At 66.9% G+C, this 26,008-nt stretch carries 23 protein-coding genes and 1 pseudogene; 11 read left to right on the forward strand and 13 right to left on the reverse strand.

Annotated features, from left to right (window positions below; genetic code table 11):
* Positions 1–187: 187 nt before the first annotated feature.
* Complete coding sequence (locus ABZ172_RS18120; protein WP_356884743.1) at positions 188–1,972, reverse strand: HAMP domain-containing sensor histidine kinase; 1,785 nt, start codon at positions 1,970–1,972, stop codon at positions 188–190.
* Positions 1,962–2,705 (reverse strand): response regulator transcription factor, encoded by a 744-nt coding sequence (locus ABZ172_RS18125; RefSeq protein WP_356884723.1) that lies wholly within the window; start codon positions 2,703–2,705, stop codon positions 1,962–1,964. The genes ABZ172_RS18120 and ABZ172_RS18125 overlap by 11 nt, the downstream gene beginning before the upstream one ends.
* Before the next feature lie 147 nt (positions 2,706–2,852).
* Here ABZ172_RS18125 and ABZ172_RS18130 point away from each other — a divergent pair, with 147 nt between their 5' ends.
* The 4 genes from ABZ172_RS18130 to ABZ172_RS18145 are packed head-to-tail and all read left to right on the forward strand — an operon-like array spanning position 2,853 to position 6,886.
* The gene (locus tag ABZ172_RS18130) at positions 2,853–3,494 is read left to right on the forward strand and encodes a hypothetical protein (protein ID WP_356884724.1); all 642 of its coding nucleotides are present in this window, start codon (positions 2,853–2,855) and stop codon (positions 3,492–3,494) included.
* 22 nt (positions 3,495–3,516) lie between these two features.
* Positions 3,517–4,899 (forward strand): peptidoglycan-binding protein, encoded by a 1,383-nt coding sequence (locus ABZ172_RS18135; protein ID WP_356884725.1) that lies wholly within the window; start codon positions 3,517–3,519, stop codon positions 4,897–4,899.
* Complete coding sequence (locus ABZ172_RS18140) at positions 4,896–5,585, forward strand: ABC transporter ATP-binding protein (protein ID WP_356884726.1); 690 nt, start codon at positions 4,896–4,898, stop codon at positions 5,583–5,585. Before ABZ172_RS18135 ends, ABZ172_RS18140 begins: the two co-directional genes overlap by 4 nt.
* A complete protein-coding gene (locus ABZ172_RS18145) occupies positions 5,582–6,886 on the forward strand; it encodes an ABC transporter permease (RefSeq protein ID WP_356884727.1) in 1,305 nt (434 codons plus the stop codon). Before ABZ172_RS18140 ends, ABZ172_RS18145 begins: the two co-directional genes overlap by 4 nt.
* A 187-nt stretch (positions 6,887–7,073) precedes the next feature.
* Here the strand turns inward: ABZ172_RS18145 and ABZ172_RS18150 are convergent, their stop codons facing one another.
* The 6 genes from ABZ172_RS18150 to ABZ172_RS18175 all read right to left on the reverse strand — a co-directional run bounded on the left by ABZ172_RS18150 (position 7,074) and on the right by ABZ172_RS18175 (position 14,377).
* Positions 7,074–8,516 carry an FAD-binding protein gene (locus tag ABZ172_RS18150; protein ID WP_356884728.1) on the reverse strand — a complete coding sequence of 481 codons (1,443 nt, stop codon included), beginning with the start codon at positions 8,514–8,516 and terminating at the stop codon, positions 7,074–7,076.
* Positions 8,517–8,679: 163 nt separating this feature from the next.
* Positions 8,680–9,930: a peptide synthetase gene (locus tag ABZ172_RS18155; RefSeq protein ID WP_356884729.1), complete on the reverse strand. Its 1,251-nt coding sequence runs from the start codon at positions 9,928–9,930 to the stop codon at positions 8,680–8,682.
* 36 nt (positions 9,931–9,966) lie between these two features.
* Positions 9,967–10,701, reverse strand: a complete 735-nt coding sequence (locus tag ABZ172_RS18160; protein ID WP_356884730.1) for a DUF3159 domain-containing protein — start codon at positions 10,699–10,701, stop codon at positions 9,967–9,969.
* A gap of 73 nt (positions 10,702–10,774) precedes the next feature.
* Entirely contained in the window at positions 10,775–11,098 is a 324-nt protein-coding gene (locus ABZ172_RS18165; RefSeq protein WP_356884731.1) for a hypothetical protein, read from the reverse strand.
* Between the two features lie 927 nt (positions 11,099–12,025).
* Positions 12,026–13,636 (reverse strand): alpha/beta hydrolase, encoded by a 1,611-nt coding sequence (locus ABZ172_RS18170; RefSeq protein WP_356884732.1) that lies wholly within the window; start codon positions 13,634–13,636, stop codon positions 12,026–12,028.
* Positions 13,637–13,732: 96 nt separating this feature from the next.
* The gene (locus ABZ172_RS18175; RefSeq protein WP_356884733.1) at positions 13,733–14,377 is read right to left on the reverse strand and encodes a hypothetical protein; all 645 of its coding nucleotides are present in this window, start codon (positions 14,375–14,377) and stop codon (positions 13,733–13,735) included.
* A gap of 128 nt (positions 14,378–14,505) precedes the next feature.
* Here ABZ172_RS18175 and ABZ172_RS18180 point away from each other — a divergent pair, with 128 nt between their 5' ends.
* Positions 14,506–15,117, forward strand: coding sequence for a TetR/AcrR family transcriptional regulator (locus ABZ172_RS18180; protein ID WP_356884734.1), 612 nt, complete (start codon positions 14,506–14,508; stop codon positions 15,115–15,117).
* A gap of 216 nt (positions 15,118–15,333) precedes the next feature.
* Entirely contained in the window at positions 15,334–16,098 is a 765-nt protein-coding gene (locus tag ABZ172_RS18185; RefSeq protein WP_356884735.1) for a MerR family transcriptional regulator, read from the forward strand.
* A 272-nt stretch (positions 16,099–16,370) separates the two neighbouring features.
* On the opposite strand, the pseudogene ABZ172_RS18190 reads toward ABZ172_RS18185, so the two are convergent.
* The 4 genes and pseudogenes from ABZ172_RS18190 to ABZ172_RS18205 all read right to left on the reverse strand — a co-directional run.
* Positions 16,371–16,481: pseudogene (locus tag ABZ172_RS18190) on the reverse strand (3-hydroxyacyl-CoA dehydrogenase family protein); the annotation flags it as partial.
* Between the two features lie 98 nt (positions 16,482–16,579).
* Positions 16,580–17,851 (reverse strand): site-specific integrase, encoded by a 1,272-nt coding sequence (locus ABZ172_RS18195; protein ID WP_129856935.1) that lies wholly within the window; start codon positions 17,849–17,851, stop codon positions 16,580–16,582.
* 139 nt (positions 17,852–17,990) lie between these two features.
* Complete coding sequence (locus ABZ172_RS18200; RefSeq protein WP_242534159.1) at positions 17,991–18,512, reverse strand: helix-turn-helix domain-containing protein; 522 nt, start codon at positions 18,510–18,512, stop codon at positions 17,991–17,993.
* 252 nt (positions 18,513–18,764) lie between these two features.
* A complete protein-coding gene (locus ABZ172_RS18205) occupies positions 18,765–19,268 on the reverse strand; it encodes an SAVED domain-containing protein (protein WP_242534160.1) in 504 nt (167 codons plus the stop codon).
* Between the two features lie 398 nt (positions 19,269–19,666).
* On the opposite strand from ABZ172_RS18205, the gene ABZ172_RS18210 reads away from it, so the two are divergent.
* The 5 genes from ABZ172_RS18210 to ABZ172_RS18230 all read left to right on the forward strand — a co-directional run bounded on the left by ABZ172_RS18210 (position 19,667) and on the right by ABZ172_RS18230 (position 25,112).
* Positions 19,667–20,152, forward strand: a complete 486-nt coding sequence (locus ABZ172_RS18210; RefSeq protein ID WP_129856936.1) for a hypothetical protein — start codon at positions 19,667–19,669, stop codon at positions 20,150–20,152.
* Between the two features lie 404 nt (positions 20,153–20,556).
* Positions 20,557–22,254, forward strand: a complete 1,698-nt coding sequence (locus tag ABZ172_RS18215; RefSeq protein WP_129856937.1) for a P-loop NTPase fold protein — start codon at positions 20,557–20,559, stop codon at positions 22,252–22,254.
* On the forward strand, positions 22,254–23,099 hold the full coding sequence (locus ABZ172_RS18220; RefSeq protein ID WP_356884736.1) for a hypothetical protein: 846 nt from the start codon (positions 22,254–22,256) through the stop codon (positions 23,097–23,099). The genes ABZ172_RS18215 and ABZ172_RS18220 overlap by 1 nt, the downstream gene beginning before the upstream one ends.
* A complete protein-coding gene (locus ABZ172_RS18225) occupies positions 23,096–24,364 on the forward strand; it encodes a queuosine biosynthesis protein queC (protein WP_129856942.1) in 1,269 nt (422 codons plus the stop codon). The genes ABZ172_RS18220 and ABZ172_RS18225 overlap by 4 nt, the downstream gene beginning before the upstream one ends.
* The gene (locus ABZ172_RS18230; protein ID WP_129856943.1) at positions 24,348–25,112 is read left to right on the forward strand and encodes a TatD family hydrolase; all 765 of its coding nucleotides are present in this window, start codon (positions 24,348–24,350) and stop codon (positions 25,110–25,112) included. The genes ABZ172_RS18225 and ABZ172_RS18230 overlap by 17 nt, the downstream gene beginning before the upstream one ends.
* Before the next feature lie 48 nt (positions 25,113–25,160).
* Here ABZ172_RS18230 and ABZ172_RS18235 read toward each other — a convergent pair whose 3' ends face one another.
* Complete coding sequence (locus ABZ172_RS18235) at positions 25,161–25,988, reverse strand: pentapeptide repeat-containing protein (protein WP_277989159.1); 828 nt, start codon at positions 25,986–25,988, stop codon at positions 25,161–25,163.
* Between the last annotated feature and the right edge of the window lie 20 nt (positions 25,989–26,008).

A 26,008-nucleotide genomic window follows, 5' to 3' on the forward strand; every position in this document is an offset into this window, starting at 1 on the left:
GCCATGTTTCCGAGCCTGCGCGCGAACGGGCGGCGCGCCGCCCGGCGTGCTGAGCCCGCCTTGTGAAGGTGCGCCGGCGGCGGAGTTCATCGGTGCGATCGCCTCCCCCCACCTGAGAACTGGTCGGCTCTGGTCCTCAATCAGGAAAAGACCCTGCGACGGCAGGGAGGAAGTACCTTGCGGATGATCAGATCGGCAGCCGGACCGTGAACACGGTTTCCGTGCCTGGCCTGCTCGTCACGGTTATCTCTCCGCCGTGCGCTTGCACGAGGTGCCTGACTATGGACAGTCCGAGACCGCTGCCCCCGGTATCTCTGCTGCGTGACTGTTCGGCTCGCCAGAAGCGGTCGAACACCCGGGGCAGATCATCCGGTTGGATGCCGCTGCCGGTGTCGGCGACATGGAGCTCGACGCCGCCCTCCACCCGAGAGCCGCTGACTGTGACGGAGCCGTGTGGCGGTGTGTGACGTATCGCGTTCGACAGAAGGTTGCTCAGTGCTTGGCGTAGCCGGACGGGATCGCCCTCGATGGTGAGGTCATCCGTGAAGTGGCCGATCAATCCGACTCGTCCTGCCTGCGCGGCTGTTCGGTGGGCATCCAGCGACTGTTCGGCCAGCTCCCGCAGGCTCAGCTTGCGGGGATCGAGGCGCAGGGAGCCGGCGTCGGCCGCAGCGAGCACTTGGAGGTCGTCGATGATGTGCTGCAACAGGCCCGCTTCCTCCTGGAGCGAGGCGACGAGCGAGGAGTCCGGATCTGCCAGACCGTCCTGGGCTGCGTCCAGCCAGCCGCGTATGTTGCTGAGCGGGGTCCGCAGCTCATGCGCGATGTCGCTGACCATGACCCTGCGCTGTTCGTCGGTGCGTTCGCGCCGTTCCGACAGCCCGTTGAGGGCCGCGGCCAGATAGCCGATCTCGTCCTTGGTGGTGATGGGGATCCGGAGGTGTCGGCCCGAGGGGTCGCGGGCCGCGTTGGTCAACGTCCGCAACGGACGTATGAGCCGAATCGCGATGATCGCGGTGATGGTGATGGTCACGGTGAGGACCAGGCTGGTGGTCCCCAGGACGCGCAGTGTTCCGGCCCTGGACAGATCGAAGACAGGAGTGGCTGTCTGGGAGGGGCTGGTGACGAACAACAGGGCAGCCGGGGCGACATAGGGCGCCAGCTGTTCGCGCCGGCCTTCCTCCACGCAATCGTCGAGGGGGGAAGAGCCCCGTTCGAAGTCGGCCTGGCTCAGCCGGAACTGCGTGTCGATTGTCAGGGGGTCTTCCATGCGTATGCGATTGCGTTCCGCGCAGATCCTGACGAGTGCGGTGAGTTCGGTGAGGGCCTTCGCCTCGGTCGGCGTGGGGGCGTACAGCTCCTTGGTCGCACAGGCCTGCGGGGTGATCGCTCCGGAGCCGAGGGCCTGGACGACGGGCCTGCCGCTGGGTTCCTCGACGATGTGCGTGCGCAGCCCCTGGGTTTCATGGAAACAGGAGACCTCCTGGCGGGCGACTTGCCTCAGCTTCCTCCGTTCCTCGGTGGGAAGGCGGTAGGGGCCGACAGCCCGTGGATCGATTCGGGAGATTTCCTCCCGCGGGCCGGCGCCCTGGTCCGGGGGCGGACCGAGGTGGAGAGGATCGATGACAGCGCTTGCGTTGAGGGGCAGCCGGTCGGCGGCAGACCGGTCCGAGGCGGCGATGACCTCGCGTGCTCGCGTGGTGATGACGATGCCTCGCCCGGTCCTACGGGCGAGGTCCCGGACGGTGTGTTCGGCCTCGTCCCAGCTCGGGTGCAAGGCCGCGAAGCCTTCGAGTGTGTTCTGGATGGTGGCACCGTCCGCGAGGATCTGGCCGCGTTCCTGCTTGATGGCGAGTGTGGTGCCACGTGCCGTGAGCCAGGCGGTGGCCGCGATGGAGACCAGGGAGATGGCAACGGAGGCGATCAGGAGGCGGAGCAGCAGGCTGTTGCGCAGCGGCACTTCAGGCGCCATGGTCACCGCTGGCCAGTTTGTACCCGATGCCGTGAACGGTCACCAGGTGCTGAGGTCTGCGGGGTGAGATCTCGATCTTCTTCCGCAGGTTCAGTATGTGCACGTCCACGGTACGTTGGGAAACCGTTCTGCCGTGGTCGGTCAGGTAGTTCAGCAGTTGGGATCTGGTGAAGACTCGATCGGGTGAGGCGGCCATCGCGCAGAGTATGCGGAATTCGCCGGGAGTGCAGTTCACCGGACGGTCGCCGATGAATACCTGGTGCCGGATCGCATTCACCGTCAGCGGACCGACCGTGAGGACTTCTCGGTCGACGGCCGCCGACGGGGCCGCAGGAAAGGGAGAGTCTGCGGATGCCGGACGGGCCGTCTGGCGGCTGCGGCGCAGCAGTGTGCGGACGCGTGCGACCAGTTCGCGGGGTCTGAATGGTTTCGTCATGTAATCATCCGCTCCGAGATCCAGGCCCTGGAGAAGGTCGTCCTCGGCGGAACGGGCGGTGAGCATGAGGATGGGCAGATCACCGGCACTCCGCAGGCGTCGGCATATCTCCAGTCCGTCCAGGCCGGGGAGCATCCAGTCGAGGACGAGGAGGTCCGGTGGTCGGCGGGTGGCTTCCTCGAGTGCAGTCTCGCCGCCGTGTACGACGGTTACCTCATGGCCGTCGTGCACAAGGTAGCGGCGGATCAAGTCTGCCTGCTTCCGATTGTCTTCCGCCACCAACACGTATGTGGACATGGTCAGATCATAGGCCTGTGATGCAGGGGGCGGGCGTGGGTGTAGTGGATCGATTTCCCTGACAACTTCTTGACAATTGCGTGCTAGAGGTTGCCTTGTGCCCAAGCGCTAATATTTTCCTGACAATGCCATGCCAGGCTATGCCGCATGAGAACAGTTATGAGCGGTGCCGGCTCCCGTTCGTTGAGCCTTTCATGTGAGAAGCTCCATCTCGTTTCAGTGGCCGTGATGGCGGTGATGCTGCTTGCAGGTTGCTCCGGCTCCGATGGGAACGAGAAACCCGGTGTCGATTCCGTCGATGCGTCCGGAACGGCTGAGAAGGCGGAATCGCGGAGCGGGAATGGTGCGGACGAGGGGGCGGGCGGCTCCGAGTCCGGTCGTCCTCGGCTCCGGATGGACACTTCGGCTGTCGAAGAGGTGCGGATGAGCCAAGGGTATTTTCAGTGCTTGAAGGATCAGGGTGTCGACGTGAGGAAGATCGGGTCAAAATTGGAGGGGGGTGATCCGGAGCTTCTGGGATGGCCTGGCGGGAACGGAGCGGATGATTATCCCGAAGCGGAGAAGAAGTGTCTGGGGAAGAAGCCTGTTCGCCCCCCGGAGACGGACCCGGAAAGAAATCCGAACTACATGAGTAACTATGCTGACTACATTGACTGCATGAATGGGAAGGGGCTCAAGGTGGATCCCCTTCCCAATGGTGAGGGTTGGAACTTCAAGGCGGGCACGACGCCGCCCAGGAACGCTGACCAGATCGAACAGGAATGCATGATCGAGGCGTTCCGTGGGTAGTAACCGCGATTCTGACGAGACGATGCCGCTGCGCGTGACCGTTCAGGAGGGAAGCGGGGAGGTCCGTGACAATGAGGCGGACCGTCCTGAACCGACGGCACGCGGCCGGAAGGCGGCGGTATTTCTCGGTATCGGCGCCGTGCTCCTGGTGGGAGGAGTGGGAACCGGGTTGCTGTGGACGGGCGGTGACGGAAAGATGTCCGAGCCCGAACCCGGTCCGACGATTCGACAGGTTGCGGTGGCCAAGAGGGATATGTCCGGGGGCAAAGAAATGGAGGGCACACTCGGCTACGACTCCGTGCGCACCATCCAGGGCGCCGGCGAAGGAGTGGTGACCTGGCTTCCGAAACAGGGTGCCACGGTCGCGCGCGGTGAGCAGCTGTACCGCGTCGACGAGCGTCCCACCGTGGTCCTCTACGGCAGTACCCCCATGTATCGCAGGCTCGACACTCCCGGCAGTGTCGGCCGTGACATACGGGTCGTGGCCGACAACCTGAAGGCCGTCGGCTACGACATCGGGCAACAGCCGGCTGCGGGCACCGTCGTTCAGCAGCGGGCACCGGTGGGTCAGCAGATGTCGGCGGACGCCTCTCCTTCGACAGCGCCCGGAACGGATCAGGGGACCGCCGAGCCGGGCTCCGGTCCGCCCCCGTCGGCTCAGGGCGACGATGCCGACCAGGGGACCGGAGCCGGCCAGGAGGCGGAAGACCAGACGGGGGCGGGCCAGTCGCCCACGCCCGCCCGGCAGGTCACGGTCAAGGAGGGCGACGGTGTGCTCACTGAGGGCCTGATGTCCGCGATCAAGCGCTGGCAGAAGTCCGTCGACATCGAGCCGACCGGGGTTCTGGAGAGCTCCGATGTGGTGGTGACACGCTCAGCGGTCCGTGTCTCGGAGGTCTCCGCCCAGACGGGAGACGCGGCGGCGAACGAGTTGTTGTCGGTATCCGCCACCACCAAGTCCGTGCGCATTCCGGTGGAGACGCTCGACCTCGGGACCATCAAGGCGGGTCAGAAGGTCACCGTGATGCTTCCGGACGGGACCGAGACCGCGGGCGAGGTCGCCACGATCGGTACGACCATCAAGGCGGACCAGGAAGGAGAGAACGGTACGGGAGTAACCAAGATCAATGTCACCGTCTCGGTCGACGACGCCGAGGCCGTCAAAGGCATCGACGCCGCGCCCGTGCAGGTGAGGTTCGAGGGCGATACCAAGAAGGGCGTACTGGCCGTCCCGGTCGGGGCGCTGCTCGCTCTGCGCGAGGGAGGCTACGCGGTACGTCTGGCCGAAGGCCGATCTGTCGGGGGCAGGCTCGTGCCGGTCGACACGGGCATGTTCGCCCGGGGACTGGTCGAGATCAGCGGTGAGGGGATCGCCGCAGGGATGAAGGTGGAAGCCACCGCATGACCGAGGTCATCAGCGTCCTGGAGGCGAGCGTTGTCCACCCGCCCGAGGTGAGGGCACTCGACTGTGTGTCCCTTTCGGTCGCGCAGGGCGAGTTGCTGGCGATCCTCGGTCCTTCCGGCTCGGGCAAGTCCACCCTGCTCAACATCATGGGCACACTGGCCCTGCCGACCGGTGGCCGTGTGATCATCGAGGGATACGACGTTGCGGAGCTGTCCGACCGCGAACTGTCCGCCCTGCGCGGACGCCGCCTGGGCTTCGTCTTCCAGCACTTCCATCTGACGGACGGACTCACGGCGGCGGAGAACGTGGCGACCGGTCTGCTGTATGCCGGCGTGCCGCGCAAATACCGCAAGAGGAGGGCCACGGAGGCCCTGGCCCGGGTCGGTCTCGCGCACCGCGCCGACCATCTCCCGCACCAGCTCTCCGGGGGAGAGCGCCAGCGGGTCGCCATAGCCCGCGCAGTCGTCCACGAGCCCGCCCTCGTCCTCGCCGACGAACCGACCGGTGCGCTCGACACGGCGAACGGCGAGGCGGCGCTCGCCCTGTTGACCGAACTCAATGCGGCAGGCACCACGATCGCGCTCATCACCCACGACCGGGACATCGCCGACCGACTGCCGCGCAGGATCCATATGCGCGACGGGCGCAAGGTCGCGGACACCGCACTGACCGAGAGCCTCACATGACAGCCACCCACTCCCGCTCCAAGCGCCCCCGCTCCGAACCGTTCTCCACCCAGCACTCAAGTGCCCCGTCCCCGCGCTCACGCAGGTCCGCCACGAGCCGCGTCAAGCCCGTGTGGCTGTCCTTTCCGGATCTGCTGAGTCTGGGCATGCTCGGCCTGCGGACCCGCACGATGCGCGCGATGCTGTCGGCGCTCGGCATCTCCATCGGTGTCGCCACGATGGTGATAGTCACGGCAATCCCGGCCTCCAGCCACCGGGCGTTGATCGAAGAAATCTCGGCATTGGGCTCGAACATGCTGCGGGCCCAGCCGGTCCCCGGACAGGCCGAGCCGGTTCTGCTGCCCGAGGGATCGGTCGCCATGGCGCGCCGTATCGGGCCGGTCACGGGGGCGAGCGCCGTGGCCAACACCAATACGGAGGTGCAGCGTTCCGACGTCACCTCCGGGGAGGACTTCTCCAGCGCGGGGCTGAGCGTTCTGGCGGCCCGGCGGGACCTCCTGGACGTCGTGGGGGGCAGGGTCCTGTCGGGAAGGTTCTTCAGCGAAGCCGATGAACAGTTCCCCACCGCGGTCCTGGGTTACCAGGCGGCCAGCCGTCTCGGTATCGGGGAGATCCCCGCGGACGAGCCTGCTCCGGAGATACGGATCGGCAGATCATGGTTCACCGTCGTCGGCATCCTCCACTCCGTACCCCTGGCCGAAGAACTCGACGTCGCCGTACTGACGGGATGGACCGCCGCCAAGAACACACTCCGGTTCAACGGAAACCCCACGGTGATCTACATCAAGGCGGAAGAGGAGCACCTCGAAGACGTACGGAAAGTACTGCCCGCCACCGTTTTTCCGGAGCAGCCGGGGCAGGTTCAGGTCAGCCGCCCGTCCGATGCCCTGGCCGCCAAGCGCGCAACGCAGAACTCCTTCTCCTCGCTCTTCCTCGGGCTGGCCGGTGTCGCCCTGCTGGTCGGCGGAATAGGCGTGGCCAACACCATGGTCATCTCGGTTCTGGAGCGCCGTAGCGAGATCGGCCTCCGTCGGGCGCTGGGTGCGACCCGGGGCCAGATACGGGTCCAGTTCTTCACCGAGTCGGTGGCGCTTTCGCTGCTCGGTGCCCTCGCCGGAACAACGCTCGGTGCGCTCTCCGCTGTCGGGTACTCGGCCTGTCAGGACTGGCCGTCCGTCATTCCTCCGACCTCGGTCGTGGCCGGCTGTCTCGGTGCTGTGGCGGTCGGCATGGTGGCAGGGGTCTACCCCTCCGTCCGTGCGGCCCGGCTTCCCCCGACAGAGGCGCTGGCCGCAGCATGAACGATCGCGGACGAGCTCCAGCCGCCTGAGCGACTTCCGAGCGGGCACGAAGGCGAGCCGTCCCCGGCGGGGCACGCGGCACAGCGGCCGTGTGCCCCGCCAAGGCGCCCGTAGACCCCGGCGTTGACCGGCCCGTGGCCGGGGCGACGTCAATGCCGTTGACCAGGGCGCCGATGTCTCCTGCGCCTCACGCGCGCAGGGGCCCGCTGTCGGCGGCGTCTGTGGGAAGCGGTGTGGCGGTGAAGACGGAGTCCGGATCGACTGCGGACTTCACCGCGAGCAGACGTTCGGTGTTCGGCCCGTAGGAGTTCGCTATCTGGTCGGGAGTCTCCGGCCCCAGGAAGTTCACGTACCCGCCCGGCATGGAGAAGGGTTCGAGCGCCGTGTGTATCTCTTCGAGCCAGCGCAGGTGCGAGGAACTGCCCTCGCCACCGCCTGTGTGTTCCTTCTTCTCGCCGTTCTCCCACATGGAGATCAGCTCGACCATGAGATGCGGTTCGCGTCGGCCGAAAGCTGTGGAACCGGGAGATGGGCGGGTAGCCGCACCGTGGAACTGGTGCCAGACGATCGCGGAGAAGGGTGACGTGAACTCCTGGGCGGCTCGGGCCAGGACGGTCGCGATGGAGCCCGTGACGCTCTGGACGCTGCGTGTGCGGATCGCGCCCTTGCGTCCGGGTGGGAACATGGCGTCCGTCGCGGCCAGCGTCGAGGAACGGGGGACGGACCCGATGTCGGCGTGCACGGGTGTGCCGAGTTTCGCCAAGGCATGTACCGGTCCGTCCTCGGCGTTGCCCACCCCGAGGTCCCCCGACCAGGTCGGAGCGACGTATACCGTCGGTTTGCCGTCCGGACCGGGAAGGAACCCCACGTCCACCGTCAGCTCGTCGGGACAGTCCTGGAGGATCCCACCCAGGTCGGCCAGAAGGCGGTCGCTGTGGTCGATCGGGTACAGGATGGTTCCCGAGACCACGGTCGGAACGGGGTGCAGACGGATCCGCGCCGAGGTGACGACGCCGAAGTTCCCGCCGCCGCCGCGCAACGCCCAGAACAGGTCCGGGTGCTGTTCGGCGTCTGTGTTCACCCGTGAACCGTCGGCCAGCACGACCTCGGCGCCGAGCAGGTTGTCGGCTGCCAGACCGAATCGGCCCAGTAGGGGGCCGTACCCGCCGCCGAGCGTGAGGCCGACCATGCCGACGGAGCCCGCCGTTCCGGTGACTGCGGTCAAGCCCGCCCGCTCGGCGGCCGAGACGATGTCGGACGAGAGCGCCCCGCCACCCACCGTCGCGCAACGCCGGCTGACGTCGACCTGCACGTTCCTCATGTCGGTCAGATCGAGAACCAGCCCACCGGGACGGAACGCCCGGCCCCAGAAGTCGTGGCCCCCGCCACGCACGGAGAGCGGCACTCCGTGGTCCCGAGAAGCGCGTACTCCCGCCTGCACGTCAGCGGTGCTCGCGCACCGCACGACGACCGAAGGCCGGACGTCGACCGCTGCGTTGAACAGCGCGACGGCTCGTGTGTATTCCGGTCCGCTGGTGAGCACACGGTCCGCGGAAATACGGGACCGCAGCTCGCCCAGGAAGGCGGTGCCGCCTGTTGCACGGGTGTTCGCATCGACAGGGAACTGCATGGTCACTCCTGTGTGTCGCTCATCGGGTGCGGCTGCCGGGGGTGCAGCGTGGACGTGGGTGGAGGGGTGGGTTCGGTAGGACTCTGCCGGTTCGGCCAGGGCGTTCCGAACGGCCGGACCGGCCGGCGGTGTGCCGGGAACGGTGCTCGGTGTCCTGAACGCATCAGGGGGAGGGAACGTCAGGTTCGCTGCACCGCCGGGCCAGGACGGCGGCCATGTCGGGCAGCAAACCGGCCAGGGGGTGGTGGGTCAGCTCCGTCATGCGCAGGCGTCCCCCGCAGGTGGCGACACCCAGTACGTGCTCACCGGCCAGTTGGGTGGTTTGTGCCGGTCCCCACACAGCGCCGAGAAGAGTGCGGCCGTCCGCCGGCGCCTCGACCACCCCGAGATTGGTGATCTGGATGTCGGCGGCGGTGACAACGGTCATCATCGCCTCGGCCTCTTCGGGGGTGGCGGGTGGCTGCTGGGCCAGTGCCTCCGAACCGGCCTTGAGTACCTGCGGTGCGCGCTGGTGTTCCAGGGCCCGGTGGTGATGGCGGGCCAGCTTCCAGAAATCATCGGCCTGGGATGCCTCGCTGACTGTTCGCGCTCCGGCGAACCGGTTGGCGACGGCGTCGGGCAGACCTACGGCTCGGCGCAGGTCGATCGGGCTCAGCACCCTCACCCGAGTGCGGCCCGCGCGGTGGAAGACCGTGCTGGCGGCAGCGCACAGTGCGGCGTGCACGGAGACGCCCTCGACGCGGCAGCGGGTCACGAGCCGTGCGGTCGGACCGTGCTGCAGGGCCAGGGCGGAAACGTGCGGCAGCCGTCCCGAGTACCGCGTCAGCTCGCCGGGCGCATCGATCAGCTCGTCCTGGGGCGGGCCCACGGAGGGTGCCGTCGCGTGGAGAGCCTGCAGGAGGGTCTCCTGAGACGGCGGTACATCCCATTCCGAGTTCGGCTGGTGGCCCGCCTCGTCGCCGTCGAGGGCGGCGACGAGGTCCGTCACCACCCGCATGCCGCCGGTACCGTCAGTGATCTGGTGAGCGAAGGTCAGCACGATGACGCTGCCGGTCTCCGAGGCAATCAGTACGGCCCGCATCAGAGGGCCGGGCTCGTGCGCAAGGGGGCGAGTCTGCTCACCAGCGACAACAGCCTGCCACGGTGTTCCCTCGGTGGCTGCTTCGATCTTGATCGGCTCATCTGCGCGGAGGTACCGGGGCTGGGGAGCTCGGCGGTCCACCGAGACGCGGAGCAACGGGTGCTGTGCCTGCACCTTCTGCAGTGCTCTCGCCAGCTTCTGCTCGGAGACCTTGCGGTTGATTTCGGCGACCAGGGAGAACTGGACAGGGTTTCGGTGCATGTAGAGATCGATGGTCCGCTCGAAGGCTCCGAGTTCCCTCACGGTCTCCGTCTGCGTGTGGCTGATCGACATGAGGCTCCTTCCTCGTTGATGTGATGTGACTGCTCACTACCTGGACGCATGCCGGCGAGGCGGGTGCTCGGCCTGTTGCTGTGTGACGGCCGGGACAGGGTGGCTGTCCACCAGGCGCTTGGATGTGGCGCGGAAGGCCCAGGCGACGACCAGCGCGGCCAGCACGGTCAGGGGGGTCCCCATGGCGATCTTCGCGAAGGCGAGCCAGCCGGTGGCGTCGTGCACGTAGAGCCACTGCTTCACCGCGAATCGGGCCCCGAGGACGCTTGCCGCTGCGAGCGTGGCCATGTCGTGTGCCCGCAGAACCTGACGGTCCGCGCGCCAGGCGTGCGTGCCCCCGTGCAGGAGGTTCCACGCCACGCCGGTCAGGGGGCGACGAAAGAGGACCGAAGCGAAGGTCGCGAGGAAACCGGCGAAGGCCACCCAGATGCCCAGCAGAAAGAAGTCCTTGGCGGAACCGGTCAGCGCGACGATGCCCGCCGCGACCAGAACGCCGGTCAGGCTGCCCGAGGCGGCGAGCAGCCGTTCTCCTCGCACCAGCCGGGCCGCCGTGAGCACCGTCCCGGTTGCCACCGCCGCGATCACGGCTGCCCTCGTCGACATCAGGGCGAGTGCGATCACGAACACAACGACCGGGACGGTCGAGTAGACGAAGCCCGCCGCCCCGCCCATGGACTCGAGGAGGGGCGGCCCCGGGGCGGGGGACGGCGCGCTTGTTGCGCCCTCGTCGTGAGGTGGGGAGGGGGCGTGCTCGCCTTCGAGCCGGGTCATCGATCACTCCTGGTCACGTGCTGCGGTTGCAGCGTCGTCTCTCGGGAATTTCTGGGGGCGGTCGTACTGTGGTTCAGGCGCTCCAGCCGCCTCCCACGGCCCGTCTGGCGAGACAGGAGTCGCGCAGCGCCTTGCGCAGTCCAGGGACGAACGCGTCGAACCGCGCCGCTTGCGCTTCGAGGGCGGACTTGTGAGTGCGGCGGTCCTCCTTGTTCCGAACTGTCGGCGAGCCGTCGAACCTTTCCCCGGTCGCGTCCAGCAGAACGTCGCGCGCCGACTCGGTTATCGCTCCGGCCCGCAGCAGTCGGCCGCGCCCCTGGATGTTGTCGAGCTGGAATTTCTCTTTCTTGACGGTGTAGCAGAGCATGTACAGATTCTGAGCGAGAGTCGTGGGCATGCTAACTCCCCGTTATGTGGGTCGAAATGGGTAAGGATTCTGATCGCCGACAAGAGAGTGAAATGTGCGAAGTGCTCAACGTCGCCGGTGATGTCGCCCTTCCTCGAGCCCCTGCCGAGTGAACAGAGAGAGCGAATTGGACGTTCGCCCGTCTGTCAGGGAGTAACCACTGCGCCCTCGCCGCCACCCTGCGTTCCAGCGGGTCTCCTACCTCCGGTTCGAGTCGTGAAACTGGTGACGTTACGGCATAGTTCCAGGACCTCGAAACGGGCATTTCCACAGGACGCGCGCGGTCACGACGGTTCTCGCGCTGGGTTCCGTGAATCCTGGTCAGGCCGCTCGCTCGGTCCCCTGAGCCAGAAAGGGCTGGGGGGATCGCGCCGACGCGGAACCTGGAGTTGACGCCGGCGGAGGTGTGTGGGACGTGCGGTAACACCAGAGGGAGAGGCCGGCGATGTAACCGGAGTGGCCGATGAGGAGGCGGTCTCCCGCCAGAAATGGCCAGGCGATGCTGTGTGAGGAGCAGGGTGGCGACGAGGGTGAGGCCTTGTCTTCTCGGACCTGCGCGGTCGGCCAGTGCGCACATGGCCGAGGCCGCCTCGGCTGAGAGCGGCGGACTCGGAGCGGCTATCGCGAGGAAGACGGATCGGCACTGGTGGTTGTGTGGCGGCGGCGGTTCCCTAATTCGCAGTCAATCACGTCGTGTGTGATGTCGAGACGACAGTGCACCGCACGGCGAAGGAGCGTCCGCATACTGGATGTATGGGACGCTCCCGCGGTGAGGCGATGCGCCATGACTTTCGTCGCGCCCTCGGTGGGAATTGCGGGACGGTCCTCGACCGATGCCTTGAAAGCCAGTCAGCCCGCGAGCAAGCCCTTCCGCTCGGTCCACCGCTTATGCGTGCGCGGGCGTCGGCCTACTGTGATTCAACGCTTCGCAGGGAAGAGAGGACGCGTGGTGGCGGGCGCATCCGTCTTGCACACGGTGCCGTCGGCGGGGCGGGTGCCGTGCAGGAGCGCGGCGTCAACCGCTTTGCCGACGCATGTGTTGATGCCGTAGGAGCCGTGTCCGACTCCCTCACGTGTGAGCAGGACCGCGGAGTCCAGGGTCCGGGTCATGGTCTCGGCCCAGTGGTGCGGGGTGACGGGGTCCAGTCGGCCCCCGACCACCAGAGCCGGGGGCGCGCCGGCGCCGGTGAGCGGCTTGTCGACGCGGTCCCTGTTCGGTGCGGGCCACCGAGCGCAGTTCAGGGCGGAGTAGGCGGCCCGGGGCCCGATCCGCTTCGCCTCGGTAACGGCCTTGGTGGCTGCGGTCTTGTGCGCCGCAATGCCGGACGGGGTGTTCCAGTCCGCGCAGCGAACAGCGGTGTGGGTTTCGAACATCGCTGTAGGGACGGGGAAGGGGGATACCGTGACGCTGCTCCACAGGGTGTAGAGGGGCGCGCCGTTGCCCTTCTGAGCGGCCAGCAGCGCCGAGGTCAGCAGGGGCCAGGTGTTCTGGTCGCCGGCCAGGGCCCGGGTGGCCTCCAGAGCCATGGCGCCGTCGAGCTCGCCGCCCTGAGCGGCGCCTTCGGCGGGTGCGATCTTCAGCGGTTTGGCTTCCAGCGTGTCGATGAGTGTGTCGAACGCGGCCTGTGGGTCGCCTGCCCCGAACGGGCACACTGTGGTCCCTTCCGTGCGGCAGGTCGTGAACCAGGCGTCGAGGGTTCGTTCGCTTGCCACGGCGACATCGTTCTGGAAGGGGAGGGGGTTGCCGAACCACTGGTTGGTGTCGACGGGCGCGTCGAGCACCATCTGACGGACGCGGTGAGGAAAGAGAGTGGCGTACATCGGACCGACCACGGTGCCGTAGGACAAGCCGTAGTACGTGAGCTTGGCCTCGCCGAGCGCCGAGCGCACCTGGTCGATGTCGCGGGCCACGTTGTCGGTGGACAGGCTGGCCAGAAACTTCTTGCTCTGGTGCTTGGCGCAGCCGTCGGTGAACGTGGCGGCATCGGCCAGCAGCTGCGGCAGAGGCTTGCCCCCGGGGATCGCAGGGTCGAAGTCGGTGCCGGCAGCCTCGGCTCGCTGCTCGTCGGTCAGACAGTGAACGGCCTGCGACTCGCCGACTCCGCGCGGGTCCATCGCGACGATGTCGAATGCGGCGAGCACCGCGGGCGAGAAGGCGCCGGGGGTGCCGGCTGTTTTGGGCAGATTGCGCAGCGTTTCGGTGGCGGAGACCCCCGGGCCGCCCGGGTTGAAGATCAGGCTTCCGATGCGGTGGCCGGGATCAGTGGCCCGGTGCCGCATGACCGCGAGCGGAATCTGAGCGCCCTCGGGGTCGGTGTACTCCTGCGGCACCTTGATCGTGGCGCATTCCAGGTTCTTCCCGCACGCGCTCCACGCGAGCGGGTCCGGGGAGGGGGCCGGGGTCGACGCGCCCGTTGCGGACATGCTGTGCAGCCCCGAGGCGGCGGACGAACACCCCGTCAGGACCACGAGAGCCGCAGCGAATGCCGCCCCGTACGTGGCGGCGGCCCGTGGCCTCGACTGAATCATGATCATTTTCCTTTCGTTGCGTGCGTGTCGTTCGATGCGGCCAGGCCATGCCGGTCGTGCGGGAGGCCGCCCGAGGGGGGCCTTCCCCGCTTCCGGTCAGCGGCCGGCCGCATCGAGCAGGGAGGAGTACCGCAGGCGGAGCGCGCGCTCCATGCTCGCCAGAACGGCCCCGCCCCCCAGCGTGAGGTTCAGCCAGATCGGCAGGTGCACAGGCGATTCGAACGTTCCGATCCGCTGCGTGACAGGAGGAATGTGAGAGACCGGTTCAGCAAGCTGCAACACGTTCAGGCCCACACCGATGACCAGCAGCAACACCGATCCGATGGCGATCGCCCGGCTGAGTCCCGGATGGCGGGCGCCGAAGCGTGCCCGCCGCCCCTCGGCCGAGGCGGGGTCGGGCGTGAGCTGTGACGGCTGTCCGCCGGAGGGGCGGTAGTGGCAGCGCCTGATGCCGTAGCTGCTCATCGCCACCTCGATGACACCCCCGTCGACAGAGAAGGCCGCGGGCAGCTTCGACTCGGCCACGTGCCTGCCGTCCAGGAACAGGTGCGCCCGGATCCTGCTGTTGTCCAACCTCGCCCAGTGCCGGACGTCGACGGCGTGCAGGCGCACCTGCCCGCCACCGGGAAGCCGTAGCCAGAAGAGGGAGCGAAAGGGGAGCTGCCACCAGCGGAACCGCTCCAGTTCCCTGCCGTCTCCCGGCTTGAGGCGCCTCGCTGCCGCCCACTGCTTGAACGCCATGCCCCGCCCCTTCGTGCATCAGCTGCACCTTCACTGGTACAGCGTGTTAGACGTGACACTAGCACGCCGTACTAGTACAGCGTGCTAGTACAGTTGAGAAATCTGGGAGATGTGAAGGAGAGTGCAGTATGGAAACGCGCGAGAAGATCCTCAAGGCCGCTGCAGACATGATCGCCGAGGACCTGGCGGCGAAGCTGAGCGTCCGGGCGGTGGCCGCGCGTGCAGGGGTGAGCACCGGCTCGCTGAGGTTTCACTTCCCTACCCAGCGCGCCCTGCAGGACAGCTTGCTCGCGCGGATCTACGAAGACCTGCTGCCCGGCGACCCGATCCGGGACCGGACCCTGCCGCCCCGCGAACGACTGCTCAACTGCCTGCGGCAGCTTCTCGCATTGGTCGGTACCGACGAAGAAGCGCGAATCGCATGGGGCGTGACGTACCGGGCCTTCATCGAGCCAGAGCCGACCGAACCAGTACGCGCTGCGTACCAAGGTCTTGAGAGGGAGGCGGAGCGCAGGGTCGAACACTGGCTGGCCGTGCTTGCCGAGGACGGCGCGCTGCCCCCGGGAGACCACACCCGCAACGTCAGGTTTCTTCTGACCGTCCTCAACGGACTTTCGCTGGAACGCGCGCTGCCGACCCGTGAGTCCGTCCTCATCGCCGAGACCGAGACCCTCAACGCCGCTGTCGACGTCGTCCTCTCCGCCGGCCCCGCATCACCTGCCGGGCCGGCCCGGCAGTGAATCGAACCACCCTCTCTGTACCGGCTCGCGACGGAGAGAGATGCGGGAGCAGGCTTGGTCGGCGACCTCGATGGTCTCCGCGCCCCACCAGGAGGGGGCGGACCGCCACCTCGTACTCTCCGACCCGTCCCCGCCTGCCGGCGGATCATGGCTTTCCGTGGGGCCCACCGCGTGACCGCGTCCGCAACACCGGACAGTGAAAGGGAGATTTCGATCATGGCGTGGAGCACCCGGGAGATGTCGGAGCTGGCCGGCGTCAGCCTGAGGGCCGTACGGCACTACCACGACATCGGCCTGCTGGAGGAGCCGGAGCGGCGTTCCAACGGATACAAGCAGTACGGCGTCAGTCATCTCGTCCGCCTCCTGCGGATCAAGCGCCTCACCGCCCTGGGCTTCTCCCTCTCCCGGATCGCGGACATGGACGACTACCCGGATGCCGACCCTGATCCGCGCGATCTTCGTGCGCTCGACACGGAGCTGGCCGCCACCATCGAACGACTGCAACACGCCCGCGCCGAGGTGGGTGCCCTCCTGCGCGGACGAGCCACGAGCGATCTCCCTCTCCGCTTCGCCTCCGTGGACAAGACGGCCGAGCTCCCTGGTCCGGACCGCTCCTTCGTCACCGTCCTCGGTACGGTCCTCGGTCCCCAGGGGATGGACGCCTATGCCGACTTGCTCGATCAGAAGCCGCAGCCCGTGGCTCACGAACTCAACGAGCTGCCCGCCGGCGCCGACGAGGCGACCCGTCAGAGTCTCGCCGAGCGCCTCGTGCCGTACGTCATGGGGCTACGGTCCCGCCATCCCGGGCTCGGTGACCTCGCTTCGGACGCCCCGCGGGGCCGACAGCACACCGCCCGTACCATCGGCAGAGCCATCAGTGATCTCTACAATCCAGCCCAGGTGGACGTCATGAAGCGGCTCGACAGGCTGTTGTCCGATGTGGATACCCCGCGAGACCGCTCTCGGAGCGCCGCTTCGTGACTCGGTGAAGGGGCCCGGTGCGCGCCTGATGGTGTGACGAGCGGACGAGACGGCCGTCGCCAGGGCCTCACTGCCTGGATACCGGCTGCGCGACGGCACTGAAAGGCCCAGGGCTTCGGGTCAGCGCATCCGCGCCGTCGGCTCCGTAGCGCTCCGGCGCGGAGCCGGCCCGGCAGTGAAGGGCAGGTCCTGCTGGGCCGAACATGGCCCTGACCTCGAACGTGCCCCCGTCGGGCCCGGCCGCGTCGGCGCCGGGCCCGCCGTCAGGGCGGTCAGTAGGCGTAGAAGCCCGAACCTGTCTTGCGGCCGAGGCGGCCCGCGTCCACCATGCGCTGGAGCAGCGGGGGAGCGGCGTACAGGGGCTCCTTGTACTCCGCGTACAACTGGGCGGCGTTGCGCGTAGCCCTGTGACCTGCGGTTTCGTCGGTTGTGTGGCGGCTTTGACGGCGCCAGGGACTTCTCGGGGACTTTCGATCCCGCATCACACGAGCCACGTATCCATCGCGGCCAGTCCGCGCTTGCCTGCGCCCGGCATGAAGTGAGCGTAGTAGTCGAGCGTGACCTTCGGGGAGGAGTGTCCCAGCCAGGTCGCCACGCTCACGATGGACTCGCCGGCCTCCAGCTGCACACTCGCGAAGGTGTGGCGCAGGACGTGGAACATGTCCGGCCGTGAACGCTCGTAGACGGGGTGGAGGCGGACGCGGGAACCGTAACTCTCCGCCTTCTCGCCGACCTGGCGCAGAACCCCTGCGGCTACGAGAGCGGGCTTCCAGCTGCGCTCGTTCCAAGTCCCGGGATTGATCCGAAGCCCGTGGGAGGTGCTCAGCACGAGTCGAACGGTGATCGGCTTGCGCTGACGCTCTTCCAACTCGGTCGCCGGCGTCTCAGGATTACGCCACGGCAGGGTGCACTCGACCGGCGGGAAGAGCTGGAAGTGGAGCCGAACGCGGCGGGCGAGGTTCGGCGGAAGGGGAACATCACGGGTCTTTCGGCCCTTGGGGAGGCAGAAGTACGGCCGCCCTTTCCCATCCCAGCGGAGTTGGCGCCGTATGTGGACCACCTCCGCCCTGAAGTCGAAGTCCTCTTCCGCGAGGCCGAGCGCCTCGCCTTGGCGAACTCCGAGTGCGAGCCCGAGGTCCACGGCGATCCGGTACCGCTCCTGTAGGCCCTCCCGCACCGCATCGACTGTGGTTCGAGACCACGCCTTCGCCTTCTTGTCGACCGGCTTGGGCCGTTTGATCGATCGGTGGGCAGCGATGGGGCTCTTCAGTAGGCGCTTGTCATCAACCGCGGCATTCAGGATGGTGGTGAGGTGTATCCATATGATCTCGGCGGAAGACTCCTCGACTCGAGAGAGCAAGTCGGCCCTGAACCGGCGAAGGGCCGAGGCGTCGATCTCACGCAGAGGATACGAGCCGAGCAGGGGAATCAGGTGGTTCCAGATCCGGCTCCGCATGGGACCCGCAGTTGACGGCTCATCCGTTCGGCTGGGCCACCAGTGGTCGGCGATGTAATCGGCGAGCAAGATGGCACCATTCCGTGGGTCGACGAAGTCGCCCCTGCTGGAGTCCGTCTGAGCCTCAGCGAGCCAGCGCTTGGCGTCTTCGCTTGTGTCGAAGGACCTGTCCTGGATACCAGGAATGCCCTTGACTCGGTACCGCTTCCCCTTCCCCCAAATGGAAGTACGCTCTCGCTTGCCGGTCGCCTTGTCCGGCCTCTTCTTGAGCCAACGATCCTCGATGTAGCCCGCCATGAGGGCCTCCTACCTGTGCGAATGATGCGTTCCGGGTGCTTGACGGTGTTGGGAACGCTTCTTCGCGACAGGTCATATCCCGCTGTGGCAGTCGGAATTGATGTCGGGTTGGTGTCGATGCTCTGTGCTGCCGTGGATGTCACGATGTGCGACGCAGCGGCTTGCGGTTCAGTGGATTCAAGGCAGGATTCGATCGAGAGTCCGCCTTTTCCTGCCGGTCCACCCACTCGTCAAGCGCGGAAATCCTGTACATCACGCGTCGGCCCATCTGGAAGCTGGGCGGCCCTTGTCGGCGATGGCGCCACACATAAAGGGTGTTGGGAGAGATTCCGAGATACGCCGCGGCCTTGTCCAACGTGAGGAATGCTATTTCGGGCATGCGGGCCTTACTCTCGTCCATGGTGTGCTCCTGCCTGTCGAATCGACGTTTGCAAGAGTCCCTGACGAGTCCCGATTTGGGCGAACCGCGCTGGCGTGATAGGCGAGGGTCTCGTATTTCTGGTTCGGCAACGTTCACATGCCGTGCCCAGGCGCCGAGCAAAGTCCCGCCCAGCACCGTTGCGTCTGGATCCCGGCGAACGCCGTCGGCGTTCGCCCCGTAACCGGTGTCCGCGACCAGTACCGTGTGCCACAGGCTGCCCGCCCCGAGTTCGTCGAGCATGTCCAGCGTGAGCTGCTACTTCGACCGGTGATGCTATTGATCGGAGCCTCGGCACCGGGCCCGCCTCTCGGCAGCTTCGGCCCGTCCCAGCTATCAGGCAGGAACAGCTGCCAGGACAGCGTGCACGTCTCCGTGTCAGAAGCGGCGAGGACACCGAGCCCCGACGACGTCATGAACTGCCGTAACTACTGATGATCAACACCCAGGCGTCCGGCAGTGGAGCTGGTGCCGCTTTGCTGCCCCGTCGTGCAGTCAGGCTTGAACGAAGAAGGCTGGCTCATATACCTGTGCCGTGCTGACGTCTTCGTACACCACGGTGGGGCGCAGCCGGTTCCAGCGGTGGCCGAGGAGGAGGGCGAGTCCCATGGGGCAGGCGAGGAAGAGGTGGATCCGGGAAGTTGCGTGGCTGGGACGGCGCAGGGCATCGCGGACTCCGACAGCGAGGGCGTTGGCGGCGGGGCTATCGAGGACCGAGCGGTCCTTGGGTCCGGCTGGTGGTGTGAGGACGAGAAGTCTGGATGCGGGGATGTTCTGTCCTTCGAGGTATTCGAGGACGTCCTGGGTGAAGTGTTGTTCCTTGACCGTGACGTTGATGCCGACGGCGAGGTCTTCTACCCCACAGGCCCTGGACGCTGCCCCATACCCACGGATGCAGCGTCGAAGCGTCCAACTGCGGTGCGTCGGAGCCGAGGTTGTCCGCGAGCTCCTGATCCGCCTCCAACTGGGCGATGGCCCTATGTGCGGCCTCGCGTTCACGCCATAACGGCTGCCGCTTCGGCTCCGTCCACTCAGCTGTCCGCCACCCAGGGAGGGTGCGGTCGAGGACCTGCTCGATGATCTGTGTAGCGGCCTGGACCTCAGCCTTCGGCTTGTCCAACTTGTAGGTCCAGAAGCCCATCGTGTTCGGCCCGTCCGGCACGTAGGTGATTGAGGCGGCTTCGATGTAGCCCCTCAGCTTGGATATCGCCCACTCGCGATTGATCTGAGTCATAGCCGCATGATGCTCGCCCTCAACGGCATCCAGGGATAATTCGTCACCGAGACTGCGGCGTGTCGCAGCTCCCAGCTGGTCGGGCGCTGCGTTCCGGCCGGAACGCCGACGTTGGGCCGCTACCGTTCTCGCACCACCGTGCACGGCACGCCCAGGGGGGCCCATGACCGACACCACGACCGACCAAACACCCGGCGAAGCCGAATCCACCGACCACCTGCCAAAACCCCTGCACCGGCGGATCGCCGACCAGTGGAACAGCGTCAACACCGCAGGGAGACTAGCCCTCCTCGGTGGCGCGGTCGTCGCCACCATAAGAGTCCTCGCCGCCCTCGAAGACGCGCGTAATCCCCCAGTCGAACCGGACAGCGATCCCGGCCGCTACGACCACCTCGGCACTCACGTCCAATGGAACAACCACGGCCTCTACTACATGTGCCGCCACCACGCTTGCAGCAAGAAAGTGGACTGGACCATCACCCGCCACGACTGTTGCGGACGATGCACCCCTGGCCGGAACTGTCTCAAGGAAGCGCAGCGCGACTACGCCGGGCCCGGGAACTTCGCGCACCGCTTCTGGGACACACTCATGCACCCCGACGTCTGCGCCACCTGCGGTGCGCAGCCCGAGGCGCACCCAGAGCGGTAACGACCGTGCCGCCGCCCCTGCCCGGTTCGGGTGGGGGGTGTCGTGTTTCTGCTGACTCTCACTGCAGCGCTGTCGTCTACCACGCGAGCGTCAGTGGCTCGTAACAGTGCAGCCCACAGACCCGGGGCGTACCGCGTCACGCCCCGGGACGACGCCCGAGGTAGGGCTTACGAGTGGCGACGTTGGGCGGCGCGCACTGAGGGCACGGCAGCGTTGTGATATGTATGGCTTTTGTGGAGAGGGTAGGTGCGGCGATGCTGACACCGAACTCTTTGGCGTGTGTCTGAATCGCCGGGAGCAGCACCAAAATTAGCGCTGCCCTGCCTGTCGAAAAGGTCGCTGAGACCGGTCGGCTGGCGAGGTGAAGCGGTGAGCGCGTGGATCGGCCTGCCGGGGGGCACCTGATGAGCGAGTTGCAGCTGTGGGACGACAATCCAACGACGGTTGATCTTCTCGGATTCACCTCAATTGTCGATACCGTTGTGGCTGCCCTCCAGTCACCTTCTCTGGATCCCGTGACCATCGGGGTCAATGCACCTTGGGGCGGAGGGAAATCCACCGTCCTCGGCCTCCTGCACGAAGCGCTGGACAAAGAACCCGGATACCGTGTGATCCGGCTCGATCCATGGGAGTTCGACGACCAGTTCGATGTACGCGGCGCTGTCATCGGTGAAGTCCTGCAGGACCTGCTGACCGCCTACCCGGACGAACCGCTTGAGGACCCAGTCAATGACCTGCTGGAACGAATCAGTTGGGCACGTGTCGCGGCCAGCATGGCCCGCGGCCGACTGGTTGCGCAGACCGACGAGCTCGTCAAGGCGTTCACGCCCCAGTCGAGGGAGGATGCCAAGAGCCTGGCGGGGTTCCGTGGTGAGTTCGCCAAACTGCTCCACAACCTGCCGCCCTTGACGCGTCTGGTCGTCCTGGTGGACGACCTCGACCGGTGCCTGCCGGATGCCGTGATGGCCACCCTGGAGGCCATCAAACTATTCCTGTCCGTCAAGAAGGTGGCCTTCGTCCTGGCAGCCGACCAGGAGATGGTGCGGGAGTCCATCGCCGTCAGCCTTGACGCCACGGGTCGGGGCGAGCAGTTCGCGCTTCGTTACCTGGAGAAGATTGTTCAGCTACCGCTGTCCTTGCCGCGTATCAGCACGGATGAGGCGGGCGCCTACATCGCCCTCCTACTTTCCCAACGTCGGTGCGAACAGGAAGACGAGTTCGCGCAGTTGGTCGGACACGCCCAGCAGCGTCGCGCTCAAGGACACTCACCCGTCCTGGCTGACATGCAGGGCCTGCCGTGGGAGCCCGGCGCCGAAATCCTGGGACTGGCCAGCCGCTTTGCCGCAGGCCTGGCCGCACACCGCTCGGGAAGCCCTCGCAGCATCAAGAGGTTCCTCAACGCATTCGCGCTGCGCACCCGGATTGCCGAACGGCACGGCATCGACATTGATGCCTCGGTGATCGCCAAGCTCATGCTGCTGGAGGACAGCCACAGCAAGGATTTCGAGACTCTGGTCCGCCTCCAGGAGGCCCAGCGCGCCGAACTACTGGAACGCTGGCAGGCCTGGGGTCGGGACGAGCAGGACAAACCTGCCGAGGTCACTGAGGACAGCAGGGAATGGGCTGCATCCGACCCCGATCTCACCACCGCCCCGATCGGCCCCTACCTGAGTTTGGCCGCATCCCTCGTCAGTCTCACCGCCGCAGCGTCCATGACACAACAACAGCTCACCTGGGTGGGCGGCTTGGCCAGTGCCTCCGAACCGCACCGACGTGATGCCCAGGCCGAGATCGTGGCCGCACTGATTGCCGACCAGCAAGCTGTGGTCGCTGCGCTGGTTCAAAGGGCGCGCCGCGAGAGCGAAACTGATCCACTGGCCGAATCACTTGTGCATATTGCGGTCCGTACTCCCGAGCTGCGTTCAGCTGTGGCAGAGGGACTGTGGGAGATCCGCAAACACCTCATGCCCGGGGCCGTGGTGGAGCTGGACAGCAGCGGCGTCGAGGAACTGCAAGCTCTGATTCCCCAGCTGGCCACAGCCACCGATATCGACCCGGCGACACAGGAATTCGCAAAGATCACGACGGAGCGGAAGCCCTGATGGGCACCTCCGGCTCCTACGGAGGCAGCGGCAACGCGGACTGGAAGCAAACCCACGACGCCTTCGACGCCCTGCCCGTCGCCGCCCTCTCCGGAGCCGGCCCCCAAGTCCCGTCAGATCCCACAGTTGTTCAGCAGCAACTCCTCGACAACATCCTCGACGCGCTGTCCACAGCGTTGCAGAACGACGACGCGGACCGTGGAAGCCCACCTGCCGCCGGATACCCGCTCTCAGCGCTGCTGATGACATCCCCCCGAGCCAGCGGCGGCGGGGGAGGAGGAGCCGGAGGGACGCACACACCCAATGGACGAGCCGGCGCCGGATCACGACGCCAAGTCATCAAGGGCTCTGCCCGCGGCGCCGCTGCCCTGGCCGGCGCCTACGCGCTGCGCAACGGTGACGCAGCCCGCCTGCAAGAACTTGGCCTGAACCTGACCGAATTGCGCAACCTGCGCCCACTCGCGCAGATCTCCCGCATCCTGCAAACGGTCCTCGGCGACGCAGGCCACCCCGACGAGGCCGCCCTGCGTAAAGCGGCCACCAGATACGTCAAGGCCGTACTCCTCGATCCTGAACCGCCCGCACAACAGGACGGCTTGCGCGGACTCGTCACCGAATGGATTTACGAGCTCGCCCTGGTCGAACTCGGATCGCAAAAGGCCCAAGGCAACCTGACCGCGCAGGAAGCTATCGCCAAGCAAAGACTGGTCCGTTCCTGGCTGGAGCGCCGCCTCAAACACATCCGCATCCCTGACACGCGACACATGACCGTGCGGGAGTTCTCCGCAACAGCAGCCGAGGTGACCGGGGAGGCACTGCGCATGCTTCGCGCACGACGCTCATGACAACCGCCATCGAAGTGCTGCCGCACGACGCTCAGCAGCACGAACTCTCCGCCACACCCCTGCACTGGGCCCGCACCTCCGCCGACGGCCCCACTCTGGAAGTGGCCGGCACGCTCGGATGGGACCTCGACCAGATCGGCCCCGTCCCAGTGGCGGCCGCAGACCTGGTCCGCATCGCCACCTCGGCCTACCTCGCCGACCGCCGAACCTCCCGGCCCACCACCTTCGTCAGGACAATCGAACTCACCGCCCACACGGTCAACCCCGAACCCTGGAACAGCGCACCCGGCGAACTCATCGAAGAGCTCCTGCACTGGCTCACCGGAGACGTGTGGCATCTGCACGCCGTGCCCGCCACCCCCACCGACCGGGCCCAGACCCCCCTCCCACCCGCCGACGACGTCATGCTCCTCAGTGGCGGCCTCGATTCGCTGTGCGGTGCCATCGACCACCTTCAGGACGGCACCGAACGGATCCACCTCAGCCACTACGACGGCAGCACCGCGGTACGCCGCGCACAGACCACCGCCAGCTTCTGGCTGCGCAGCCATGCCTCCCATCCTCTGCGACACCGCACCATCAAGATCCGCCAGAACGGCCCGGCTGAACCCACCTCCCGCAGCCGGAGCCTGCTGTTCGCCGCGTTCGCAGCCGCGACCGCGGCCACCGCCTCAAGCCCGCAGGTCACGGTGCCCGAGAACGGATTCACGAGCATCAACCCACCGCTGACCACCGCACGCGGCGGCACCCTCACCACCCGGTCCACCCACCCCGGAACCTTCCATCGCCTCAACGCCCTCCTAGCCGCCCTCGACATCCCCGTCACCATCGCCAACCCCTATCTCCACTGCACCAAGGGAGAGCTACTGCAACGGGCCCACGACCAGGCCGGGGACGCGCTCCTCGCAGCGGCAGCCGCGACACTGTCCTGCGGCAAACTCGACGGAGCCCGCTACCCGGGCGGCAACGCCAACCTCAACTGCGGCCTATGCGTGGCCTGTCTGGTGCGCCGAGGTTCCTTCACCGCCGGCCCCCACTCCGACCCCACCGTGTACCTCGTCGACCACCTTGCAGGCCCCCCGCGGGAGAAGCTGCTCAGGAACCGCCGCAAAGACCTCACGGACGTCCAACAAGCTGTCCTCAGCGGCATCGACGAGATCGATATTCTTGCCGTGGGTGATCTGCCCCCGGAGACCGACTTCGACGCCATCGTGGACCTGTGTCAGCGAGGCCTTCAGGAACTGAGCCGTGTCCCTCTTCCCTAACGAACTCCCCGCCCTGGACTGTCACGCCCACATCGCCCCCGATGTGACCGCCCCCCAGATCGACGCACTGAACGGGGCCGTTGTCTTCGCGGTGTCCCGCACACCGGCCGAGGCCAGCCACGCCCTCCGACGCCGGGACACCACCCTGGTTTGGGGCACTGGCGTGCACCCGGCGGTGCCCGCCGCTCTCAAAGCCTTCACCCCGCAGCAGTTCCGCACCACACTGCAGCAGACCTGCCTCATCGGAGAAGTCGGCCTCGACCGCCGCGGCAGCCTCGAACTGCAGCGTTCCGTACTCACTCAGATCCTTGCCGCCGCACATGACGAACCGGTCATCCTCTCACTGCACAGCAGCGGACGCACCGGCCCTCTGATGGACCTGCTCACCAGCCACCCGCATCCGGGGATCATCCTGCACTGGTTCCTCGGCAGCCCCGCCGAGCGAAAGCAGGCCATCAACATGGGCGCCTACTTCTCGGTGAACGCCGCCATGCCCGACGAGGCCCTCGCCACCCTCCCCCTCCAACGCCTACTGCCCGAGACCGACTTTCCCGCCAGCAGACGGGCCACCGGTGCGACCCGCCCAGGAGCCGTAGCCCCGCTCGAGCAGCGCCTGGCCGAGCTCCACGCCACGACTCCACAGATGATCAGACGCCGCTTCTGGCAGAACCTGCGCGAACTGACCACCCGCACCCAGGTCCTGGACCGTCTGCCGGAACCCATCGCGAACTGGGCACTGGAAGCCTGAACCCGCCGCCTCCGGCGCATCATGTTCACGACCGTCCAAGGGGGGCCTTCACACACTCGGGGTGAGGCGTGCAGCGACTGCGTTGTCTGCGGCAACAGCCGCCGGCAGTCGGCACCCGAGCAGACTGCCAGCCTGGAGGAGCTGCGCGACGGTCAGCCCCAGCGCCGAGGACAGATCCGCGCCGGTGAGATCGGCGCCGGTGAGATCGGCACCCTTGAGTTTCGCACCGCGCAGGTCTGCATCTCTGAGAGTGGCGCCCTCCAGCAGCGCACCGTGCAGATGCGCATCAACCAGCTGCACCTTGCGCAGATGAAGACGGGCCAGGTTCACAGGCACACGACTGCCACCACTAGGGCGCTCCACCGTCAACGCACGAAGCGCCTCCTGGACATGCTCATCCGGCTTTTCGGCCAGTTTCGTCGCCTCAAGCCGTGACGTCGCAGCGGCCTGGGCATGCTTGCGCACGAAGGAATTGAGTACCCGCGCCGCATGATCGCCCTGATCCGGCGCATCCTGCACAATCTGCTCCATCGCCAGGACACCTCCGAGACGTACATACGGCTCGCCCGAACTCAGCCGCTCCAACGCCTTTGTGAAGCGATCGGTGACCTGTCCCCGCCGAGTGAGCCGGAACGTACGGGCCGTATAGGTCAGGGCGATGCCGGCCCCGACAGCAGCCACAACCTGAACGACAGCAAGACGCAACTGGCCCACGGCCGCTGCCCGTGCAGCAGCGTCCAGAGCAGACCAGTCATCGCTCGTCACCCAGCGCGCCAGACGCCCAGTGAGCGGAGTGAAAACAACAGCCAACACTCCGCAGAGCAGCCCCGCACCAATTACAGTCAGGACACTCAACCGCGCCCGCTTCCACCACATGCGACGTTTCTACCGGACTG

This window comes from Streptomyces sp. NPDC006296 (assembly GCF_040613235.1).
Taxonomy (GTDB): domain Bacteria; phylum Actinomycetota; class Actinomycetes; order Streptomycetales; family Streptomycetaceae; genus Streptomyces.